At 71.6% G+C, this 17,678-nt stretch carries 19 protein-coding genes and 5 tRNA genes; 13 read left to right on the top strand and 11 right to left on the bottom strand.

The genetic code is table 11. The features are described from left to right. The first annotated feature begins 15 nt into the window (after positions 1 to 15). A complete protein-coding gene (locus Vgi01_RS16455; RefSeq protein ID WP_204291578.1) occupies positions 16 to 825 on the top strand; it encodes an inositol monophosphatase family protein in 810 nt (269 codons plus the stop codon). A gap of 91 nt (positions 826 to 916) precedes the next feature. Here the strand turns inward: Vgi01_RS16455 and Vgi01_RS16450 are convergent, their stop codons facing one another. The 3 genes from Vgi01_RS16450 to bioB are packed head-to-tail and all read right to left on the bottom strand — an operon-like array spanning position 917 to position 2,624. Continuing rightward, positions 917 to 1,426 carry a GNAT family N-acetyltransferase gene (locus Vgi01_RS16450; protein ID WP_373306967.1) on the bottom strand — a complete coding sequence of 170 codons (510 nt, stop codon included), beginning with the start codon at positions 1,424 to 1,426 and terminating at the stop codon, positions 917 to 919. A gap of 2 nt (positions 1,427 to 1,428) precedes the next feature. Further along, positions 1,429 to 1,623, bottom strand: a complete 195-nt coding sequence (gene bsaP, locus Vgi01_RS16445) for a biotin synthase auxiliary protein BsaP (RefSeq protein WP_102658045.1) — start codon at positions 1,621 to 1,623, stop codon at positions 1,429 to 1,431. A gap of 5 nt (positions 1,624 to 1,628) precedes the next feature. Beyond that, positions 1,629 to 2,624: a biotin synthase BioB gene (gene bioB / locus Vgi01_RS16440; RefSeq protein WP_102657992.1), complete on the bottom strand. Its 996-nt coding sequence runs from the start codon at positions 2,622 to 2,624 to the stop codon at positions 1,629 to 1,631. A gap of 160 nt (positions 2,625 to 2,784) precedes the next feature. Here bioB and Vgi01_RS16435 point away from each other — a divergent pair, with 160 nt between their 5' ends. Beyond that, a complete protein-coding gene (locus Vgi01_RS16435) occupies positions 2,785 to 3,921 on the top strand; it encodes an 8-amino-7-oxononanoate synthase (RefSeq protein WP_204291577.1) in 1,137 nt (378 codons plus the stop codon). Continuing rightward, entirely contained in the window at positions 3,909 to 4,646 is a 738-nt protein-coding gene (gene bioD, locus Vgi01_RS16430) for a dethiobiotin synthase (RefSeq protein ID WP_204291576.1), read from the top strand. The genes Vgi01_RS16435 and bioD overlap by 13 nt, the downstream gene beginning before the upstream one ends. A gap of 12 nt (positions 4,647 to 4,658) precedes the next feature. On the opposite strand, the gene Vgi01_RS16425 is transcribed toward bioD, so the two are convergent. Further along, positions 4,659 to 5,843, bottom strand: coding sequence for a cytochrome P450 (locus Vgi01_RS16425; RefSeq protein WP_373306966.1), 1,185 nt, complete (start codon positions 5,841 to 5,843; stop codon positions 4,659 to 4,661). A gap of 1 nt (position 5,844) precedes the next feature. Continuing rightward, the gene (locus Vgi01_RS16420; protein WP_102658042.1) at positions 5,845 to 6,513 is read right to left on the bottom strand and encodes a class I SAM-dependent methyltransferase; all 669 of its coding nucleotides are present in this window, start codon (positions 6,511 to 6,513) and stop codon (positions 5,845 to 5,847) included. A 176-nt stretch (positions 6,514 to 6,689) separates the two neighbouring features. Here Vgi01_RS16420 and Vgi01_RS16415 point away from each other — a divergent pair, with 176 nt between their 5' ends. Further along, positions 6,690 to 7,601: a hypothetical protein gene (locus Vgi01_RS16415; RefSeq protein ID WP_204291575.1), complete on the top strand. Its 912-nt coding sequence runs from the start codon at positions 6,690 to 6,692 to the stop codon at positions 7,599 to 7,601. Positions 7,602 to 7,637: 36 nt separating this feature from the next. On the opposite strand, the gene Vgi01_RS16410 is transcribed toward Vgi01_RS16415, so the two are convergent. Both Vgi01_RS16410 and Vgi01_RS16405 read right to left on the bottom strand, forming a co-directional pair. Continuing rightward, positions 7,638 to 8,213 (bottom strand): TIGR03086 family metal-binding protein, encoded by a 576-nt coding sequence (locus Vgi01_RS16410; protein WP_204291574.1) that lies wholly within the window; start codon positions 8,211 to 8,213, stop codon positions 7,638 to 7,640. 48 nt (positions 8,214 to 8,261) lie between these two features. Then, on the bottom strand, positions 8,262 to 8,864 hold the full coding sequence (locus Vgi01_RS16405) for a TetR/AcrR family transcriptional regulator (RefSeq protein WP_204291573.1): 603 nt from the start codon (positions 8,862 to 8,864) through the stop codon (positions 8,262 to 8,264). 292 nt (positions 8,865 to 9,156) lie between these two features. Here Vgi01_RS16405 and Vgi01_RS16400 point away from each other — a divergent pair. The 5 genes from Vgi01_RS16400 (at position 9,157) to Vgi01_RS16380 (ending at position 11,095) form a co-directional block, all read left to right on the top strand. Beyond that, positions 9,157 to 9,229 (top strand) — tRNA-Gly (locus Vgi01_RS16400). 34 nt (positions 9,230 to 9,263) lie between these two features. Continuing rightward, a tRNA-Cys gene (locus Vgi01_RS16395) sits at positions 9,264 to 9,334 on the top strand. Between the two features lie 13 nt (positions 9,335 to 9,347). After that, a tRNA-Val gene (locus Vgi01_RS16390) sits at positions 9,348 to 9,422 on the top strand. A gap of 36 nt (positions 9,423 to 9,458) precedes the next feature. After that, positions 9,459 to 9,884: a PadR family transcriptional regulator gene (locus Vgi01_RS16385; protein ID WP_204291572.1), complete on the top strand. Its 426-nt coding sequence runs from the start codon at positions 9,459 to 9,461 to the stop codon at positions 9,882 to 9,884. Further along, positions 9,881 to 11,095 (top strand): FAD-dependent monooxygenase, encoded by a 1,215-nt coding sequence (locus Vgi01_RS16380; RefSeq protein ID WP_204291571.1) that lies wholly within the window; start codon positions 9,881 to 9,883, stop codon positions 11,093 to 11,095. Before Vgi01_RS16385 ends, Vgi01_RS16380 begins: the two co-directional genes overlap by 4 nt. 97 nt (positions 11,096 to 11,192) lie before the next feature. Here Vgi01_RS16380 and Vgi01_RS16375 read toward each other — a convergent pair whose 3' ends face one another. Next, a complete protein-coding gene (locus tag Vgi01_RS16375) occupies positions 11,193 to 11,435 on the bottom strand; it encodes a DUF6458 family protein (RefSeq protein WP_013732390.1) in 243 nt (80 codons plus the stop codon). Positions 11,436 to 11,584: 149 nt separating this feature from the next. On the opposite strand from Vgi01_RS16375, the gene Vgi01_RS16370 reads away from it, so the two are divergent. Together Vgi01_RS16370 and Vgi01_RS16365 are read left to right on the top strand one after the other, a co-directional pair. Next, a tRNA-Gly gene (locus Vgi01_RS16370) sits at positions 11,585 to 11,657 on the top strand. 40 nt (positions 11,658 to 11,697) lie between these two features. After that, positions 11,698 to 11,769: transfer RNA gene (locus tag Vgi01_RS16365), tRNA-Val, on the top strand. 13 nt (positions 11,770 to 11,782) lie between these two features. Here Vgi01_RS16365 and Vgi01_RS16360 read toward each other — a convergent pair. Next, positions 11,783 to 12,730, bottom strand: a complete 948-nt coding sequence (locus Vgi01_RS16360; protein ID WP_204291570.1) for a helix-turn-helix domain-containing protein — start codon at positions 12,728 to 12,730, stop codon at positions 11,783 to 11,785. Positions 12,731 to 12,802: 72 nt separating this feature from the next. Here Vgi01_RS16360 and Vgi01_RS16355 point away from each other — a divergent pair, with 72 nt between their 5' ends. Beyond that, positions 12,803 to 13,924 carry a saccharopine dehydrogenase family protein gene (locus tag Vgi01_RS16355; protein WP_239089008.1) on the top strand — a complete coding sequence of 374 codons (1,122 nt, stop codon included), beginning with the start codon at positions 12,803 to 12,805 and terminating at the stop codon, positions 13,922 to 13,924. A gap of 105 nt (positions 13,925 to 14,029) precedes the next feature. Beyond that, positions 14,030 to 15,286 carry an MFS transporter gene (locus Vgi01_RS16350; RefSeq protein ID WP_373306971.1) on the top strand — a complete coding sequence of 419 codons (1,257 nt, stop codon included), beginning with the start codon at positions 14,030 to 14,032 and terminating at the stop codon, positions 15,284 to 15,286. A gap of 9 nt (positions 15,287 to 15,295) precedes the next feature. On the opposite strand, the gene Vgi01_RS16345 is transcribed toward Vgi01_RS16350, so the two are convergent. Beyond that, on the bottom strand, positions 15,296 to 15,922 hold the full coding sequence (locus Vgi01_RS16345; RefSeq protein ID WP_239089007.1) for a polysaccharide deacetylase family protein: 627 nt from the start codon (positions 15,920 to 15,922) through the stop codon (positions 15,296 to 15,298). Between the two features lie 51 nt (positions 15,923 to 15,973). Beyond that, positions 15,974 to 17,599 carry a glycoside hydrolase family 43 protein gene (locus Vgi01_RS16340; protein WP_204291567.1) on the bottom strand — a complete coding sequence of 542 codons (1,626 nt, stop codon included), beginning with the start codon at positions 17,597 to 17,599 and terminating at the stop codon, positions 15,974 to 15,976. Positions 17,600 to 17,678: the final 79 nt, after the last annotated feature.

Raw genomic sequence — 17,678 nt, 5'->3', positions numbered from 1 at the left:
GGCTATGGTGCCGGCATGCCGATCAGCGATGCGGACCTGGTCGTTGCCGCGGCGCAGGCCGGGGCGGCGGTCGTCCGCTCGCACTACGGGTCGGCGCTGACGCACTTCCCGAAGTTCGCTGGTGACTTCGCCACCACGGCCGACGTCGAGGCGGAGGCGGCGATCCTCGACGTCCTGCGCAGCGCGCGCCCGAATGATCTTTTCGTGGGCGAGGAGAGCGGACGCACAGGTACCGGTGTCAGCGGCCGCGTGTGGTTTGTCGATCCGCTGTGCGGAACCCTGAACTACGCGGTCAGGAACATGCTGGCCGCGGTGAACGTGGCTCTGCGGGTCGGGGAGCAGGTCACCGTGGCCGCCTCTGCCGACCCGTTCAGTCATGAGGTGTTCTGGACCGACGGTGCCGGTGCGTACGTGCGTCACGGTGGTGTGGACCAGCGACTCGATCCGTCATCCGAGTCAAGGCTGGTCGACGTCAATCTCGACCCGCCCTTTCCCAACATCGACGTCTTCTCGGCTGCCCGGTTGCTCGCCGACCAGGGCTTCATCGACACCTTCCGCCCGCGGGTGGTCTCCACCACCCTGGCCGTGGCCTGGGTCGCCGCCGGTCGCCGAGCCGCCTACATCACCGACGGCCACCTGCGCGACAACGTGCATTTCGCGGCCGGCATCGCACTGTGCCAGGCGGCCGGCTGCGTGGTCACCGGCATCGACGGCAAGCCGCTCCACACCGGCCTCGGCGGCCTCGTCGTAGCTGCCGACGAGCAGACACACGCCGCCCTGCTCACTCTCGTCCGAAACCAAAGTGCAAGATCACGCTCGATCTGAGATCGAGTGGTCTTCGAGCGGCACGGTAACCACTCGATCCGACATCGAGCGTGATGTTGGGACCGTGGAGGCGCGTGCCGTCCAGGGGACGTCAGTCGGCCAGTTCGTCGGCGAGCAGGTCCATCAGCAGGCCGTCGTGCCAGCGGCCGTCGGCACCGCGCTCGTAGCGGCGCAGCACCCCGACCGGACGGAAACCGACCTTGGCGTACGCCCGGATCGCGGGGGTGTTCGCTGCGGCCGGGTCGATGGTGAACCGGTGATGGCCGTGGTCGTCGATCAGGTGTCGGACCAGGGTGCGGATGGCGTCGCCGCCGAGCCCGGCACCGCGTACCGCCGGGTCGAGGAAGATGTCCAGGCTGGCGTGCCGGTAGTCGCGGTCGTCCTCGGCGTACCACTGGATCGCGCCGACCACCCGGCCGCCGTGCTCGATGGCGTACACGGTCAGGTCGTGGTCGGCGAGATCGGCGGCGACGGCGGCGGCCAGGTCGTCGTCGCCGCGCCACCAGCGGCGCACCTCCGGCTCGGCGCGGATCGCCGCGAGAGCCGGTACGTCCGCTGCGGTCACCGGTCGCAGCACCACCGATCGTCCCCGCAGCAGCATGCTCAGCCTCGCAACTCGCCGTGTTCGACACAGACCGCCGACCAGCCGACCGGCAGCACCTGCACCTTCATCCGGCGCCGGCAGTGCGCACAGTAGCGCGGCGGCTCCAGCGCGCGCGCCGCCGCGCAACCCGGGTGGGTGCCGGTCGTCGCGGCCTCGCCGCACCTGTCACACCACATCCCGATCGCCTCGTCCATCGGGATCACAGCGTCGCCGACAGCGCCTTGACCGGCATCTTCAGGTCGTCGAGCAGCTTCAGGTCGTCGGTGGCGGATCGACCCAGGGTGGTCAGGTAGTTGCCGACGATCACCGCGTTGATGCCACCGAGCAGCCCGTCGCGGGTGCCCAGGTCACCCAGGGTGATCTCGCGGCCACCCGCGTATCGCAGGATGGTGCGCGGCATGGCCAGCCGGAACGCGGCGATGGCCCGCAGCGCGTCCTTGCCCTCGACCACCGGCCGGTCGCCGAGCGGCGTGCCGGGGCGGGGGTTGAGGAAGTTCAACGGCACCTCGTGCGGGTCCAGCTCGGCCAGCTGGGCGGCGAACTCGGCCCGCTGCTCCACCGTCTCGCCGAGGCCGAGGATGCCGCCGCAGCAGACCTCCATGCCGGATTCGCGGACCATCCGCAGGGTCTCCCAGCGCTCCTCCCAGGAGTGCGTGGTGACCACGTTCGGGAAGTAGGAGCGGCAGGTCTCCAGGTTGTGGTTGTAGCGGTGCACACCCATGTCGACAAGCTCGTCGACCTGCTCCTTCGTGAGCATGCCCAGCGAGGCGGCGACCTGGATGTCGACCTCGGCCTTGATCGCTGCCACGCCCTCGCGCATCTGCTTCATCAGCCGGGCGTCCGGGCCGCGTACGGCGGCCACGATGCAGAACTCGGTCGCCCCGGTGGCCGCGGTCTGCTTGGCCGCCTTGACCAGCGACGGGATGTCCAGCCACACCGACCGCACCGGGGAGGTGAACAGGCCGGACTGGGAGCAGAAGTGGCAGTCCTCCGGGCAGCCGCCGGTCTTCAGCGAGACGATGCCCTCGACCTCCACCTCCGGGCCGCACCAGCGCATCCGCACCTCGTGGGCGAGTTGAAGCGTGGCGGTCAGGTGCTCGTCGGGAAGGTTGAGCACCGCGAGGACGCCCGCCTGGTCGAGGCCGACGCCGCCCTCCAGCACCTGGTTACGGGCCTGGTCGAGGATCTCTGGCATGGCACGTACCCTACAAGGCCGCCAGACGGGCGGAAACGGGCGCGGCGAGCCAGCACGAACGGACGGCCGGCGTTGCCCGGCGAGCCGTACTGCGCCACGCCGGGCTCGACCGTACGGGTGGTAATTTCGCCCGGCGGAAACCCGGGGGAGGGACGTGGCGGTGGCGGACTGGCTGGCGGCGCTGACCCGCCGCGCCGACTTGCGGGCGAAGGCCGGACTGACCCGCCGGCTGCATCCGCGTGCCGCCGCCGACGCCGTGGTCGACCTCGCCGGCAACGACTACCTGGGCCTGTCCACGCACCCTCAGGTGATCGCCGCCGCGACGCAGGCGCTGTCCCGGTACGGGCTGGGGGCGACCGGCTCCCGCCTGGTCCGTGGCTCCACCGAGGCGCACCACGCGTTGGAGGACTCCCTCGCCGGTTGGCTCGGCACCGATCGGGCTCTGGTCTTCTCCTCCGGCTACCTGGCCAACGTCGGTGCCGTCCGGGCGCTGGTGCGTCCCCGTACGCTGCTGGTCTCCGACGCGCACAACCACGCCAGCCTGATCGACGGGTGCCGCATCTCCGGTGCGGAGACCGTGGTCACCCCGCACGCCGACGTGGCGGCCGTCGCGGCGGCGCTGGCCGCGGCACCCGGACGGCCGGCGGTGGTGGTCACCGAGTCGGTCTTCTCCGTCGACGGTGACCTGGCCCCGCTGGTGAGTCTGCACCGGGTCGCCCGCGAACACGGGGCGTTGCTGCTTGTCGACGACGCCCACGGGCTCGGCGTTACCGGGCCGGCCGGTGCCGGTGCGGTGGCCGCCGCCGGGCTGGCCGGCGAGCCGGACGTGGTGGTCACCGCCACGCTGTCCAAGGCGCTCGGCGGCGCGGGTGGCGTGGTGGCCGGCCCGGCCGAGTTCGTCCGGCATCTGGTGGAGACCGCCCGCACCTTCATCTACGACACCGCCCTGCCGCCGGCGGTGGCCGCCGGGGTGCACGCCGCCGTCGAGGTGGCCCGCACCGGCGACGACAGGCGCGCCGTCCTGACCGAGCGGGCCGCGACTGCGGTGCGTCGGCTGCGCGCCGCCGGCCTGGACGTCTCCAACCCCGATGCCGCCGTCGTGTCGGTCACCGCCCCCGGCCCGCAGGCGGCCACCGAGTGGGCCGCCGCCTGTCGGGACCGGGGTGTGGCGGTCGGCTGTTTCCGTCCGCCCTCCACCCCGGACAGCCGCTCCCGGTTGCGGTTGACGATCGGTGCCGGGGTGCCGCGGGCGGACTTCGAGCATGCCCTGGAGGTCATCGTGGAATGTGCGCCATGACGGATCAGTGGCGGGGACCGGTGCTGGTCACCGGGACCGACACCGAGGTCGGCAAGACTGTGGTGACGGCGGCCATCACCGCCGCCGCGCAGGCGGCCGGGCTGCGGGTCGCGGTGGTCAAACCAGGTCAGACAGGTACGGCCACCGGCGAGCCCGGTGATGTCGAGGCGGTCACCCGGTTGGCCGCCCCGATGACCGGCCGTACCCTGGCCAGCTTCCCCGACCCGCTAGCCCCGCTGGTCGCCGCCCGGGTGGCCGAACTGCCGCCCCTGGAGCTGTACAACGCGGTCGACGCGATCCGCGACGAGGCCGACAAACACGACCTGGTGCTGGTCGAGGGGGCCGGTGGGCTGCTCGTACCGATGGGGGTGCGCCCCTCCGGCGAGCCGTGGACGGTGGCCGACCTGGCCGTGTCGCTGGGCGCCCCGGCGGTGGTGGTGGCCCGCGCCGGGCTCGGCACCCTCAACCACACCGCGCTCACCCTGGAGGCGCTCGACCGGCGGGCCGTGCCGGCCGGGGTGGTGATCGGCGCCTGGCCGACCGATCCGGAGCTGGTGCACTGGGCCAACCTGAGCGACCTGCTGCCGAACCTGCTCGGGGCCCTGCCCGCCGGTGCCGGCGCGATGGACCCGGGAGTGTTCCGCCGGTCCGCGCCGGGCTGGTTGACCCCGGCGTTGTACGGCGTCCTCGACGACTGGCGCGCCTGGGCCGACGAGATCAACTGATCGGCGCGCCGGTCAGCGGGCCACCAGGAAGGTGTCCGGCATCCGGAAGGTGAGGTTGTCCGGGTACCAGGGTGCGCGCAGCACGCGGACCTCGGCCAGCAGCGGGGCCACCTCCGCCACCACCGTCGCGGCTTCCATCCGGGCCAACTGGTCGCCGACGCAGCGGTGTGTGCCTGCCCCGAAGGCCAGGTGCCGGCGCGACCCGCGCTGGCCCGGCCGGAACTCCTCGGGTGACTCCACCACCGCCGGGTCCCGCCCGGCACCAACCAGCCACAACACCACACTGGTGCCCGCCGAGACCGCCGTCCCGCCCAGCGTGGTGTCCACGGCGGCGACCCGCCGCCAGGTGACGATCGGCGGCTCCAGCCGCAGCCCTTCCTCGACCACGTCGGTGACCGCGACCGAGCCGTCCCGCAGCCCGGCGAGCACGGCCGGCTCGCCGACGAGTCGGTGCATCAGCAGGGTGAGGAACTGGGACGTGGTCTCCTGGCCGGCGACCAGCAGGAAGAACAGCGCGCCGACGACCACGTCGGGTGGGTGCCCGGCGGCCCGCAGAGCGCCGGCCAGCCCGCCGCCGGTGGTCGCGAACTCGCGCAGCACCCGGTGGAAGCGACCCACCTCGGCGGCGAGCTGCTGCTGCCGGTCGGCGTCCAGCGGTGCCCAGAACAGCTCCAGGGCCGCGCGGGCGAAGCTCTTCACCGCGGTGACCGGGGTGTCGGGCAGCTCGACCAGCCGGGCCAGGACCAGCAACGGCAGGTCGGCGGCGAGCCCGGCGTACAGGTCGACCGGTCGGCCCGCGTCCAGCTCGGCGGTCAGCGTCGCCACCCGCCGGCGGACCAGCGCGGTCAGCCAGTCCCGCTGGTCGGCCACCCGCTTCGGGTGCAGGGCGTCGGCGACCAGCGCCCGGATGCTCGGATGGCTGGCGTCGCCGTTGTTGGCAAGCGTCGGCGGCAGCCGGAACCGGTGTGCGGCGAGGATCCGCAGTGCGGCTACCGGTATCGGGGTCACCGCGTCCAGGGCGTTGTCGGGCCGGTACGTGTGCGGGTCGGTGAGCACCTGCCGGACCAGCGCGTGCCGGGTCACCAGCAGATGCTCGACCCCCACGTGATCGACGACGCGGGCCACGCCGCTGCCGGCCCAGGCGTCGTCGTGCACCGCCGGGGCCTGCTCCCAGCTGCGGAACAGCACGCGCGCCACGCTAGCCGGTCGTCTCCGGCCGTCCCGCGCGGAGCTGCCACACGGTGGTGCGCTTCACCCGTACGCTCTCCAGCGCCTCGCTGACCGGTACGTCGTAGCTGGCGAGTTCGTCGAAGCGGTCCCGGGGCAGGAAGGCCCGGCCGGGGTCACCGACGAACACCTGTGCTCCGCCGCGGGCGGCGCGCAGCAGGAAGCGCAGCACCCGGTTGGTCATGGCCGCGCTGTAGAAGACGTCCCCGGCGAAGATCACCTCGGCGTCGCCGGCGTCGCCATCGAGGATGTCGGCGAGTTCGGCGTCGACGCGTACCCCGTTGGCTTCGGCGTTGAGGGTGATCGCCGCGACGGCCAGGGGGTCGATCTCCACCGCGCGCACCGCGGCGGCGCCGACCCGGGCGGCGGCGATGGCCACCAGCCCGGAGCCGGACGCCAGGTCGAGCACCCGGCGGCCGGCGGACAGCTGCGGATGGTCGGTGACGTACCGGGCCAGGCCCTGCCCGCCGGCCCAGGCGAAGGCCCAGAACGGTGGCGGCTGGTCGCTGCGGAACTCGCCCTCGGTCAACTCCCACAACCCGATCGGCTCGTCGGCCTGATGCAGTCGCACCTCGGGCACGAAGGCGACGGGCGCGAGCCGGGCGTGCAGCCGGACGAAGGCGGTGGAGAGCGCGGACATCCGGTGATTGTCCATCGGTGCGTTTTCCGGCGTGTCGCGGGTCGGCGGTGAGCGGTTCAATACCGTACGTGAAAACGGGCATCTTGCTTCACCATCCGTGCGAACACACCCGTCTACCGGGTGGCCTCCGGCGCTCCTAGCGTTGCCGATGGAGACGACCAACGGGAGGGCGGATCGTGAAGAGGCTGTGGCACAGCACGCTACGGATCGGGGTGGTGCTGGCCTGTCTCACCGGGGTGGACGTCGCCATGGCCGCGCCCGCGCACGCGGCGTTCGCCACCGAGCTCAGCGGTCTGCCGGAGCGGTTCACGGCGGGCGGGCAGGCGGCGACGGTGTCCGCCGTGGTGTCCCGCGACGATCCCGGCGGCTGCCTGAAGGTCCGCTGGTCGCTGGTGCTCGCGGTGCAGGGGCTGCGCCTCGATCAGGTGCGGGTGGACCGGATCGAGGAGACCGGCTCGTTCCCGGTGCAGGTGCGCATCGACGGTGACGTGGCACGGTTGACCGACCGGCAACTGGACCCGGGCACGCTCTGCCGGGGGCGTACGGTGACCGCCCAGTACCGGATCGGGTTCGCCGCGGATGCAACTGAGGGCAGGGTGAGCCTGGCCGCCGAGGCGTACGACCGCAACCTGCGGCTGTTGTCGCGCCAGACGGCGACGCGCGAGGTGATCGGCCGGGCTGCGGTGGCGCCACCCACCACGGCGGCGCCGACACCGAGTTCGGTGCCGACGGTTGACCCGACCGACGAGCCGACCGAGGTGCCGACGGTGGATCCGGTCGACGAGGAGGTCGACACCGCCGACGAGGCGGACGCGGGCGCTGCGGCCGATCCGCCGGCGGCCGGCAACCAGGTTTCGCAGTCCGGCACCGGGATCGGTCTGACCGAGGCCGCCTTCCTGCTCGGTGGACTGCTGCTCTTCCTCGGCGTCGGCCTGCTCATGCGGCTGCGGCAGTTGACCCGCGAGCCGGAGGTGCCCGAGCCCGCGACCGTCACCGTCGGCCCGGGTCGGGTCGGGGAGTGGGAACGGCCGCCCGGCGAGTGGGAACAGCCGCCGGACCGACGGCGATGGCGGACGGTGCCCCGCTGATCGGGCGTCCGGTGGTGTCGGTGGCCGACCGGGCCGTCACGGGACCCAGTCGGGGTCACGGCCGAAGGCGGCGATGAGCCGGTCCTGTTCGTCGGCTTCGGCCGGAACACCCACCTCGGCGTGGACCAGGCCGTTGCTCCGGTAGGCGTCGACCTCCCCGGCGAACCAGCGGGCGCACTCGGCGACGGCCTCGGCGTCCAGCTTCGGATCGGCGCCGATCGCCACGGCGAGGTCCCAGCCGTGCACGAGGTGTTCGGCGATCAGTTGACGCAGGTACTCCTCGGCCGGGGTGTCGCCGGCCGACAGGTGCACGGTGGCGTCCCGCGCCCCGGGGCGGGTGGCGGCCAGCTCGGCCTGCGCCGCCGCGTCGCGGGCGGCCTCGACCGGGTCCGCGCCGAGTTGGTCACCGTCGTACCGGTCGCCGACTTCGGCGATGGTCCGCCCGGCGAGCAGGGCGACGCTCCAGCGGTCCTCGCCGACCACGTGGTTGACCAGCGTTCGGACGTCCCAGTCGGCGCACGGGGTGGGCGCCGACCATTGTCCGGGGGCGACAAGCGGCACCCGGTCGGCGAACTCGGCCACACTGCGCCGGTACGTTTCCAGCAGGTCCATGGCGTCATTGTGGCCGCCAGGAGCGCCGCCGGTGACCGGTTCCCGGGCTCAGTCCAGTTGTGTCGGGTCGAGTCCGAGTTCCCGGGCGGTCACCAGGCGTACCCATTCGGCGAACTGCCGGCGGGAGATCACCCGCTCGTGCACCGCGAGTTGCACCGCCAGGCCGTCCATCACCGCGCTGATCCGCCACGCCGCGCCGGCCGGGTCCGCGCACTCGAAGACCCCGTCGCGTACGCCGTCGGAGATGACCGCGGCGAGGTCCTGCCGCCAGCGCAGGTCCAGGCGGCGGGACAACTTCTCCAGCTCGGGGGTACGCAGTGACTCCGACCAGCCGTCGATCCACATCGACCAGGAGGTGGGCCGCCCGGTCGGGGTGTAGAGCCGCAGGATGCGCCGCAGTTTGGTCAACGGCGGGGCGTTGGACCGTGTGATCGTGTCCAGCCGGGCCAGATCCTGCTCGACGGCGTAGGCGAACGCCTGCGCGAGCAGGCGTTCCTTGGTGGCGAAGTGGTAGAAGACAAGTGCCTGACTCACCCCGGCGGCCTGCGCCACATCCGCCGTGCGGGTGTTCGCCAATCCGCGCTGCGCAATCACGTCACACGCGGTGCGTAGCAGGGCATCCAGGCGGATTTCAGCCGCACGTCTCGTCACGTCCGTCACCGTAGCCCATCGAAGCGGATACGGCCTGTCACCAAAGCCCGGTAGATCCATCTTGCGACAGTCGGACACCAGACAATTGTTCGTGGGGAATTTTCTCGTTTGGCATTCACCTTCCCGACCTGCGCGGCAAGCCCACCTACCCATCCTCCTAGGAAGCCCGGCGGTGGAGGTTTCCGACGGGGCGGAGCGTTCCTGACTCGCCGGAGGGCGGTACCCGATTTGGCAACCGTTCCATGGCTCGGCTAAAGTTCTCATCCGTCACCGGAGAACGCTCCGGGGGCACGCGGACGTAGCGCAGCTGGTAGCGCATCACCTTGCCAAGGTGAGGGTCGCGGGTTCGAATCCCGTCGTCCGCTCGGAGCTGCCGCCACGCTTGACGGGGGCAACCTCGGTGGGGTGGCCGAGAGGCGAGGCAACGGCCTGCAAAGCCGTGTACGCGGGTTCAAATCCCGTCCCCACCTCGGACAACAGCAAGGGCGATTGGCGCAGTGGGAGCGCGCTTCCTTGACACGGAAGAGGTCACTGGTTCAAACCCAGTATCGCCCACCAGAAGAATTCGACGACGAAGCCCGTCACCGGACAGCGGTGACGGGCTTCGTCGCACCACAGGAAACCGTCCGGGACAGCGCCCGACCCGAGCGGACCGTGTACGCGATCACCGACGAGGGTCGGCACGAGGTGCACGACTGGCTGCGTACGCTGCTCGCCCAGCCACGCCAGGAGTACCCGCACTTCGCCGTCGCGCTGTCCCTGTTGAGCCTGTTGCCGCCCGACGAGGCAGTCGAGGTGCTGCGCCGTCGCTCGGCGGCGCTGGCCGGACAGATCGAGGAGACCCGGACCACCGTGGCCGAGGCCCGCGCCGACGGTCTCGCCTGGATCTACCTGGTCGAGGAGGAGTACAGCCTCGCCCTGCTGGAGGCGGAGCGGCGTTTCGTCGCCGACCTCATCGAGTCGCTCAAGCAGCCGGACTACGCCAGGTCCTGGCAGGAAACCATGGGGGATCGAACATGACAGCTGTCCGTACCGCCCTGGTCGTCGGCGGTGGCATCGCCGGACCGGTGACCGCGATGGCCCTGCGCCGCGCCGGGATCGAAGCCACCGTGTACGAGGGCCACCCGTCGGCCGCCGAAGGCGTCGGCGTCACCCTGACCCTGGCCCCCAACGGGCTCGCCGCGCTGCGCGCCGTCGACGCCGAACAGGCCGTCCGGGAGGTCGGCCTGCCGATGCGCCGGACGGTGATCACCGACGGTCGCGGCGGGCTGATCGGCACCCTTCCACACGTCGCGGTGGAGCCGGTCACCGTCGGTCTGTGGCGCGACGACCTGGCGCGGGCCCTGCGCGAGCGGGCCGAGGCGCAGGGCGTGCCCATCGTGTACGGCAAGCGTCTCGTCGACGCCGAGTCGACCGCCGACGGGGTGCTGGCCCGGTTCGGCGACGGCTCGACCGCCACCGCCGACCTGCTGATCGGTGCCGACGGCATCCGCTCCCGGGTGCGTACCCTGATCGATCCGGCCGCCCCCGACCCGCAGGTGCTGCCGCTGCTCAACCTCGGCGGCGCCGCCCGGTACGCGGTGCCCGACGCCGACCCGGAGGCGATGTACCTGCTCTTCGGAGCCCGGGGTTTCTTCGGCTACTGGGTCGAGCCGGACGGCCGGACGGCCTGGTTCGCCAACGTGCCCGACCCGCGACCGACCACCTGGGCCGAGGCCAACCAGACCCCGTCGGACCAGTGGCTGCACCGGCTGCGTGAGGTGTACGCCGACGACGTGCCGGCCCACCAGGTGCTCGCCCACACCGAGCCCGCCGACGTGGTGGCGATCGGGTCGATCGAGAGCATGCCGTCGGTGCCGCGCTGGTACCGCGACCGGATGGTTCTGGTCGGCGACGCGGTGCACGCCCCGTCACCCAGTTCCGGCCAGGGCGCGTCACTGGCCGTGGAGAGCGCCGTACAGTTGGCGCGCTGCCTGCGCGACCACCCGGACCTGCCGGCGGCGTTCACCGCCTACGAACGGTTGCGTCGCCCGCGGGTGGAGAAGGTGGTCCGCCGTGGCCGGCAGACCACCTCCACCAAGACGGCCGGACCGGTCGCGAAGCGGATGATGCGGATCATGATGCCGCTGGCGCTGCGGACCTTCCTCAACCCGGAGCGGTCCCTCGGCGCCGAACAGCGTTACCGCATCGACTGGGACGCCCCGGTCAGCGCGGAGTTGGCGCAACACTGACCGGCGGCGCTGCGATCCGTGCTCGGACACGACGGTGGCGGCCACCAACCTGGTGGCCGCCACCGCTCGTCGATCGCTCAACTTGTTGGGCCGCTTGTCACAGCGGCGGTGCGACGTCCCGACGCTCCTCGACCCGGCGGTACTCCACCGGCTCCTCGGTGGTGGCGACGACCTCACGCCGGCGTCCCCAGACGAGCGTGGTCATGATCAGGCCGACCACACCGGCTGCCATCAGAATCCAGCCGACGACGTCCAGGTCCAGACCGCCGATGCTGGCGTTGAGCGCGAAGGTGAGGATGGCGCCCACCGCGAGCAGAAAAATACTGGTGCCGATACCCATGACAGCCTCCTTTTCCGGGGGATGCGGTGTGCTGTCGAAGGGCTCTGTACCCCGGCGGTGACCGGCGCAATCACCCGCACTGTGGGGTGGCCGCTCGGGCGATCTTGTCATCGGGTACAGTTGGCCCGTCCCCGGCGGTGCCGGGGCAGGCGGACGTAGCGCAGCTGGTAGCGCATCACCTTGCCAAGGTGAGGGTCGCGGGTTCGAATCCCGTCGTCCGCTCGCGATTCGCCCACACCCGATCGGGTGTGGCGGTCACCACGGGCGATTGGCGCAGTGGGAGCGCGCTTCCTTGACACGGAAGAGGTCACTGGTTCAAACCCAGTATCGCCCACTCGAAACGCACCTCATCCTCGGAACGTGCGACGGTAGGTGTCCGGCGGTACGCCGACGGTGCGGTGGAAGTGGCGGCGCAGGGTCGTCGCAGTGCCCATGCCCGCAGTCGAGGCGATGGTGTCGACGCTGTCGTCCGTGGTCTCCAGCAGTTCCTGCGCGCGGCGGATCCGCTGCGTCAACAGCCACTGCAACGGGGTGGTGCCGGTTACCGCGTGGAAGTGGCGGGCCAGGTGGCGCGAGCTCATGTTCGCCTGGCGGGCCAGGTCCTCCACGGTCAGCGGCTGGTCCAGCCGCCGCATCACCCAGGGGAGCAACGTGGCGAGCGGATGGTCGTCGTGGGCGGGTACCGGTGTGGTGACGAACTGGGCCTGGCCACCGGCCCGGTGCGGCGGCACGACCAGGCGGCGGGCGACGACGTTGGCGACTGCCGAGCCGTGGTCGCGGCGGACGAGATGGAGGCACAGGTCCATCGCCGCAGCCTTGCCCGCGGACGTGAGCACGCTGCCGTTGTCGACATAGAGCACATCCGGGTCGACCTTCACCAGGGGATAGCGCGTGGCCAGTTGCTCGGTGTGGGCCCAGTGCGTGGTCGCGCACAACCCGTCGAGCAGACCGGCGGCGGCGAGCACGAACACGCCCGTACACAGGGAGACCACCCGCGCGCCTGACGCGTGGGCCGCACGTACCGCCTCGACCAGGTCGGCCGGTGGCTCCTCGTCGACATCGGCCAGGGCGGGGACGATCACGGTGCCGGCATCTGCCAGCCGGTCGAGCGCGCAGTCCGGCTCCAGCAGGAACCGGCCGACCCGGACGGTCTCCGTGCCACACACCCGGACGTCGTACCAGGGGCCGGGCACGGCGTCCGACTTGGAGCCGAAGACTTCGTAGGCCAGGCCCAGCTCGAAGTGCAGCATCCCGTGGGTAGCGGCGAGCGCAACGGAGCGCCGCGCAGAACTCATGTCGGGAATTGTACGAGGCGTGTCGTTTCAGACACTGGTCCGGGTGGGTCGACGGGGAAAGGATTGTCCGCAGTGGATCACTTCGAGTACCTGGGAGTAAGCGTGGGATCAGGTCAGACCGTGGCGGTGTTCGGCGCGTACGGGCACACTGGGCGCTTCGTGGTCGCGGAGTTACGCGAGCGTGGATACGTACCGCTGCTCCTCGGCCGCGACCAGGACAAGTTGCGGGCGCTTGCGCAGACCCACCCGGGGCTCGGGGTGCGTCAGGCGTCGGTCGACGATCCGGCCTCGCTCGACCGCGCGCTGCAGGGCGCAGCCGCCGTGATCAACTGTGCGGGGCCCTTCGCCGCCACGGCGGCCCCGATTGTCGAGGCGGCGCTGCGCGCCGGCATCGCGTACGTCGACGTGGCGGCCGAGATCGAGGCGAACCTCGACACCTTCGCGCACTTCGCGGAGCGCGCCAACGCCGCGGGCACCGTGGTGGTGCCGGCGATGGCTTTCTACGGTGGCCTCGGTGACCTGCTGGTCACCACCGCGATGGGCGACTGGACGACGGCCGACGAGGTGCACGTCGCCTACGGCCTGAGCAGTTGGAGCCCCACCGGCGGAACTGTCGCCTCGGGTGTGGTGTCGCAGCAGCGACGCGGTGGCCGGCGGGTCCGCTACACCGGCGGACAGGTGGAGTACCACGACGACGCTCTGCCGACCGTGCAGTGGGACTTCCCTGCTCCGCTCGGCTCCCAGAGCGTCATCGCGGAGTTCACCATGGCCGACATCGTCACCATTGCCAGCCACCTGGCCGTCCCGGAGATTCGCACCTACATGACCGCCAAGGCGGCTGCGGAGCTCTCCGCTCCGTACGCTTCGGCGCCGGACGCCGTCGATGAGCGCGGCCGTTCCGCGCAGACCTTCGTCGTCGACGTCCTCGTTCGCTCCGGCGCAACGGAACGCCGCCTGGCCGCCACCGGCCAGGACATCTACGCCGTCAGCGCACCCCTCGCGGTGGAGGCCGTCGACCGCATCCTCACGGGCCGGACCAGGGGCACCGGCGTGGCCTCCGCGGGCGCGATCTTCGACGCCCCGGATTTCCTCCGCGCCATCTCCTCGCACCTCTCACTGCACGTCGCACCGGCGTACGCGGCTGACCAGCGATCCGGACCGCGGCCAGGAGTGTGGTCGATGAGCAGGCGCTGATTCGCGTTCTGCCGGGCGCTAAGCCCGGGCCGCAATGCTCGATCGAGCTGCCAGACTTCCCGCATGGGCACCCCGGCTTTCGTTCGTTCGTCACCGTACTGGCCGGTGGTCCGACACCGGATCCTGCGCCGGCTGCTGCCGGGATTCGCGCTGTCGTACCTCGGGGAGGGGATGGCGCTGCTGGCGGTCAGCTGGCTGGCCATCCAGCTGGCGCCCCGGGCGAACGCCGGCGTCTGGGTGGCCGCCGCGGTCGCCGCGTACACCCTGCCGGGTGCCCTCGGCACCGTGCTGTTCGCCCGGATGCTCAGTGGGCGCAGCGGGGCTCAGCTGGCCGCCTGGGACGCGGTCGTCCGGGCGGTGATGCTCGGGGCGATCCCCGTCGTCCACCTCGCCGGAGCCCTCGACATCAAGTGGTTCACGCTGCTGCTCGGATGCTCCGCACTGCTGCGCTCGTGGGGGTCGGCGGGCCGGTTCACCCTCATCGCCGAGCTGCTGCCGGTCGAGCACCGGCTGGCGGGCAACGCGCTCATCGGACTGTTCAGCGAGGCGTCGACCCTGATCGGGCCGGCCCTGGCGGCACTGCTCATCGCGGCCGCCGGGCCGGTGCTCGTCATCGGCGTCGCCGCCGGCACGTACGCCGTCCTCGCGGTCAGCTACCTGGTCGCCGTGCCGAGGACGGCCCGGGCCCCCATCGAGCAGCGGCAGGGATCGAGCCTCGCCGGCTTCGCCGCGATCTGGCGCGATCGACCGTTGCTCGGACTGTCCGCGCTGACCTTCGGGTTCTTCTTCCTCTACGGGCCCGTGCAGGTGGCGTTGCCGATCCACGTCGCCGAGTCGCTCGGCAACTCCGCCGGCACCCTCGCCGCATTCTGGACGGCGTTCGGCGCCGGGGCGCTGATCGGCGGATTCGTCGCCGGCTACCTGCGCCGTTGGCGGCTGTGGCCGACCATCATCGCCATCGTCGTCGGCTGGGGTGCGGCCCTGCTGCCACTGGGCCTCGGCGCACCGACCGCCGTGGCCCTGGTCGCCATCGCGATCGGCGGGCTGATCTGGGCCCCGTATCCGGCCGCCACGATGGCGTTGCTGCAACGCAGCACCGACGGCGCCGGCAGAGCACCGGTCCTCGCCGCGTACGCCGCGATCGCGACGCTGTCCGTACCGCTGGGCACCATCACCGCCGGGCCGTTGATCACCGGCATCGGTGCCGAGTTCACCATCCTGGCCGCAGCGGTGCTGACGGTGGCCTTCGGCGTCATCGCCGCGGCGATCGCGATCTGGCGGGCGGTCAAGGGCGCAACGGTCGGCCCGGTGTCGTCAGATGACAGCCAGGACGAGCAGACCCTGATCAAGGCTCACCCGTGACGTGTCGGTTCACCTGCCGGCGGAGGCTCCGGCTGATGCGGGCAGGGCGAATCGCCAGCCGTCGGCCAGCAGCGGGGGGATGACGAGGTCGACGGCGTCGACGGTCTGGCTGCGGTCGCCGCCGCCGCCGTCGTGCAGCAGCACCACCGCGCCGGGGGTGACGCCCTCGGTGAGGCGGCGGGCCAACTCGTCGGTGCCGGGTGGCACCCAGTCGGTGACGGCCAACTGCCAGCCCAGCGGTCGCATCCCCAGCGCGGTCGCCACGGTCGGGGTCTGACCCCAGGCGCCGTACGGGGCCCGGAAGTAGGGCAGTGGCGTATAGGGCACGGCCCGGCGGATGACCGCGTTGGTTTCCAGCAGGTCGGAGGCGATCCGGCCGGGAGTCCAGTCGCTCATGTCGTCGTGGTGCATGCTGTGGTTGCCCAGCGCGTGGCCGGCGGCGACGATCCGGCGGACCAGGTCCGGGTGGCTGGCGGCCTGGTCGCCCTGGAGGAAGAAGACCGCCGGCACATCGTGGGCGGCGAGTACGTCGAGCAGGCGTGGGGTGTGCACCGGATGCGGTCCGTCGTCGAAGGTGAGACAGAGGACGCGGTCGGTGCCGATCGTCGCTTCGGGGCAGGCCGGGGTGCCCGGCATGGAACTGTTGTGCCGCGCGGTCATCGGGGGTGAGGGGTGAGGGGACATCGGTCAGCCCTTTTGGTGGTAGGTGGCGTGGTCGAAGTCGGCGTAGTGGCCGTCGCCGCCGATGTCCTGCACCCAGAGGCCGAGCAGGGCGCCGGTGAAGCCCCAGGCGGCGGGTTCCCCGTCGACGATCTGGGCTGCGTGCTCGTCGGAGAGGATGGTGGCGTCGAGGGTGACGGGCAGTTCTCGCCAGCCGTCGCCGAGGTCGTACGCGAAGTGCAGCGCCGGGCCGTCGAACCTCACCCGTAGCCCGACCCGGCGGGCACCGCCGGTGTCGACGGTGAGTTCGGGGTACGGGGTGCGTCGTCCGCTGTCGCAGCTGAGCAGTTCCAGCACGGTCCGCCCGTCGTCGGCCCGGGTCAGGTACAGATAGTGCCAGTTCTGGGTGTTGTAGTAGCCGGTGATGCCGGCCAGGTGGCGGTGGTTGCCGGGGTCGAACTCGACGACCGTCTCCAGCGCGCAGCGTGGTGCATCGACCCGCCGCGCCACCAGGCTCGGGGTCTGTTTGCCGACCGGCGACTGCCCGCCGTAGACGCGCAGGTGCGAGGGGCGCGACCGCAGGTCGATCCAGTCGTCGGTGGCGGGCCGGCGCAGGGTGGACCACCAGCTGGCCAGTTCCGGCGCGTCGAAGTGGTCGGTGGCCGGTTCGGCAGGCCACGGATGGGCGGGCAGGTCGGGGGCGGCGATCTCGTCGGCCGGGATGCCGCCGGGGATCCTCGGCCAGCCGCCGGGAGACCATTCGACCTTCTGCAGGGCGGTTTCCCGGCCGAGGACGCAGTTGCCCAGCGGGGTGTAGGGGCGGCCGACCAGGTGGGCGAGGTACCAGTCGCCGTGCTGGGTGCGGACCAGGCTGCCGTGGCCGGCCTTCTGCAGGGTGAGGTCCGGTCGGCCCACCGAGGTGAGCAGCGGACCGGCCGGGTCGACCTCGTACGGTCCGAACAGCTCACGCGAGCGTGCGACAGTGACCTGGTGTTCCCAGCTGGTCCCGCCCTCGGCGGTGACCAGCCAGTACCACCCGTCGTGGCGGTAGATGTGCGGTGCCTCGGTCAGGCCGACCTCGGTGCCGGTGAAGATGAGTCGGGTCGGGCCGACCAGTTGCCGGCGGTCGGGATCGTATTGCTGGATCTCGATGCCGCCGAAGCGGTTGCGGCCGGGACGCCAGTCGGCGCTCATGGCCAGCAGCCACACCGTGCCGTCGTCGTCGTGGAACAGTGAGGCGTCGAAGCCGTGCGAGTGCAGTCGGACCGGATCCGACCAGGGGCCGGTGATGGCCGGCGCGGTGGTGAGGAAGTTCTGGGCGTCCCAGTAGCCGCTGGCGAAGCTGGCCACGTCGCTGTAGACGAGGTGGAACAGGCCGTCGTGCCAGGTGAGGTCGGGAGCCCAGATGCCGTTGGAGTCGCCGCAGCCGCGCAGGTCGAGCAGCCGGCGTTCGGTGACGATGCCGCCCAGCGCCCGCCAGTGGACGAGGTCTCTGGAGTGGTGTACGCGTACCCCCGGGTACCACTCGAAGGTCGAGGTGGCCAGGTAGTAGTCGTCGCCGACCCGCAGAATGGACGGGTCCGGGTGAAAGCCTGGGAGCACGGGATTGCGGATCGACCGGGTGGTCGTCACGTCTGCGGTCTCGGTCGACATGTTCGACTCCTTCAGGCTCTGATCCCGGAGTACTTCCGGAAAAGTCGCCGTTGGACACGCCAGGATTTCCTCACGGTAT

Source organism: Micromonospora gifhornensis (assembly GCF_016863515.1).
GTDB lineage: Bacteria > Actinomycetota > Actinomycetes > Mycobacteriales > Micromonosporaceae > Micromonospora > Micromonospora gifhornensis.
This window is presented reverse-complemented; position numbering and strand designations above follow the sequence as displayed.

What these genes read in the sequence shown, in the direction of transcription:
- Vgi01_RS16455 (WP_204291578.1), top strand. Translation starts at nt 16, where the DNA reads ATGCCGATCAGCGATGCGGACCTGGTCGTTGCCGCGGCGCAGGCCGGG.
- Vgi01_RS16450 (WP_373306967.1), bottom strand. Translation starts at nt 1,426, where the DNA reads ATGCTGCTGCGGGGACGATCGGTGGTGCTGCGACCGGTGACCGCAGCG.
- bsaP (WP_102658045.1), bottom strand. Translation starts at nt 1,623, where the DNA reads ATGGACGAGGCGATCGGGATGTGGTGTGACAGGTGCGGCGAGGCCGCG.
- bioB (WP_102657992.1), bottom strand. Translation starts at nt 2,624, where the DNA reads ATGCCAGAGATCCTCGACCAGGCCCGTAACCAGGTGCTGGAGGGCGGC.
- bioD (WP_204291576.1), top strand. Translation starts at nt 3,909, where the DNA reads ATGTGCGCCATGACGGATCAGTGGCGGGGACCGGTGCTGGTCACCGGG.
- Vgi01_RS16420 (WP_102658042.1), bottom strand. Translation starts at nt 6,513, where the DNA reads ATGTCCGCGCTCTCCACCGCCTTCGTCCGGCTGCACGCCCGGCTCGCG.
- Vgi01_RS16410 (WP_204291574.1), bottom strand. Translation starts at nt 8,213, where the DNA reads ATGGACCTGCTGGAAACGTACCGGCGCAGTGTGGCCGAGTTCGCCGAC.
- Vgi01_RS16380 (WP_204291571.1), top strand. Translation starts at nt 9,881, where the DNA reads ATGACAGCTGTCCGTACCGCCCTGGTCGTCGGCGGTGGCATCGCCGGA.
- Vgi01_RS16375 (WP_013732390.1), bottom strand. Translation starts at nt 11,435, where the DNA reads ATGGGTATCGGCACCAGTATTTTTCTGCTCGCGGTGGGCGCCATCCTC.
- Vgi01_RS16360 (WP_204291570.1), bottom strand. Translation starts at nt 12,730, where the DNA reads ATGAGTTCTGCGCGGCGCTCCGTTGCGCTCGCCGCTACCCACGGGATG.
- Vgi01_RS16345 (WP_239089007.1), bottom strand. Translation starts at nt 15,922, where the DNA reads ATGCCGGGCACCCCGGCCTGCCCCGAAGCGACGATCGGCACCGACCGC.
- Vgi01_RS16340 (WP_204291567.1), bottom strand. Translation starts at nt 17,599, where the DNA reads ATGTCGACCGAGACCGCAGACGTGACGACCACCCGGTCGATCCGCAAT.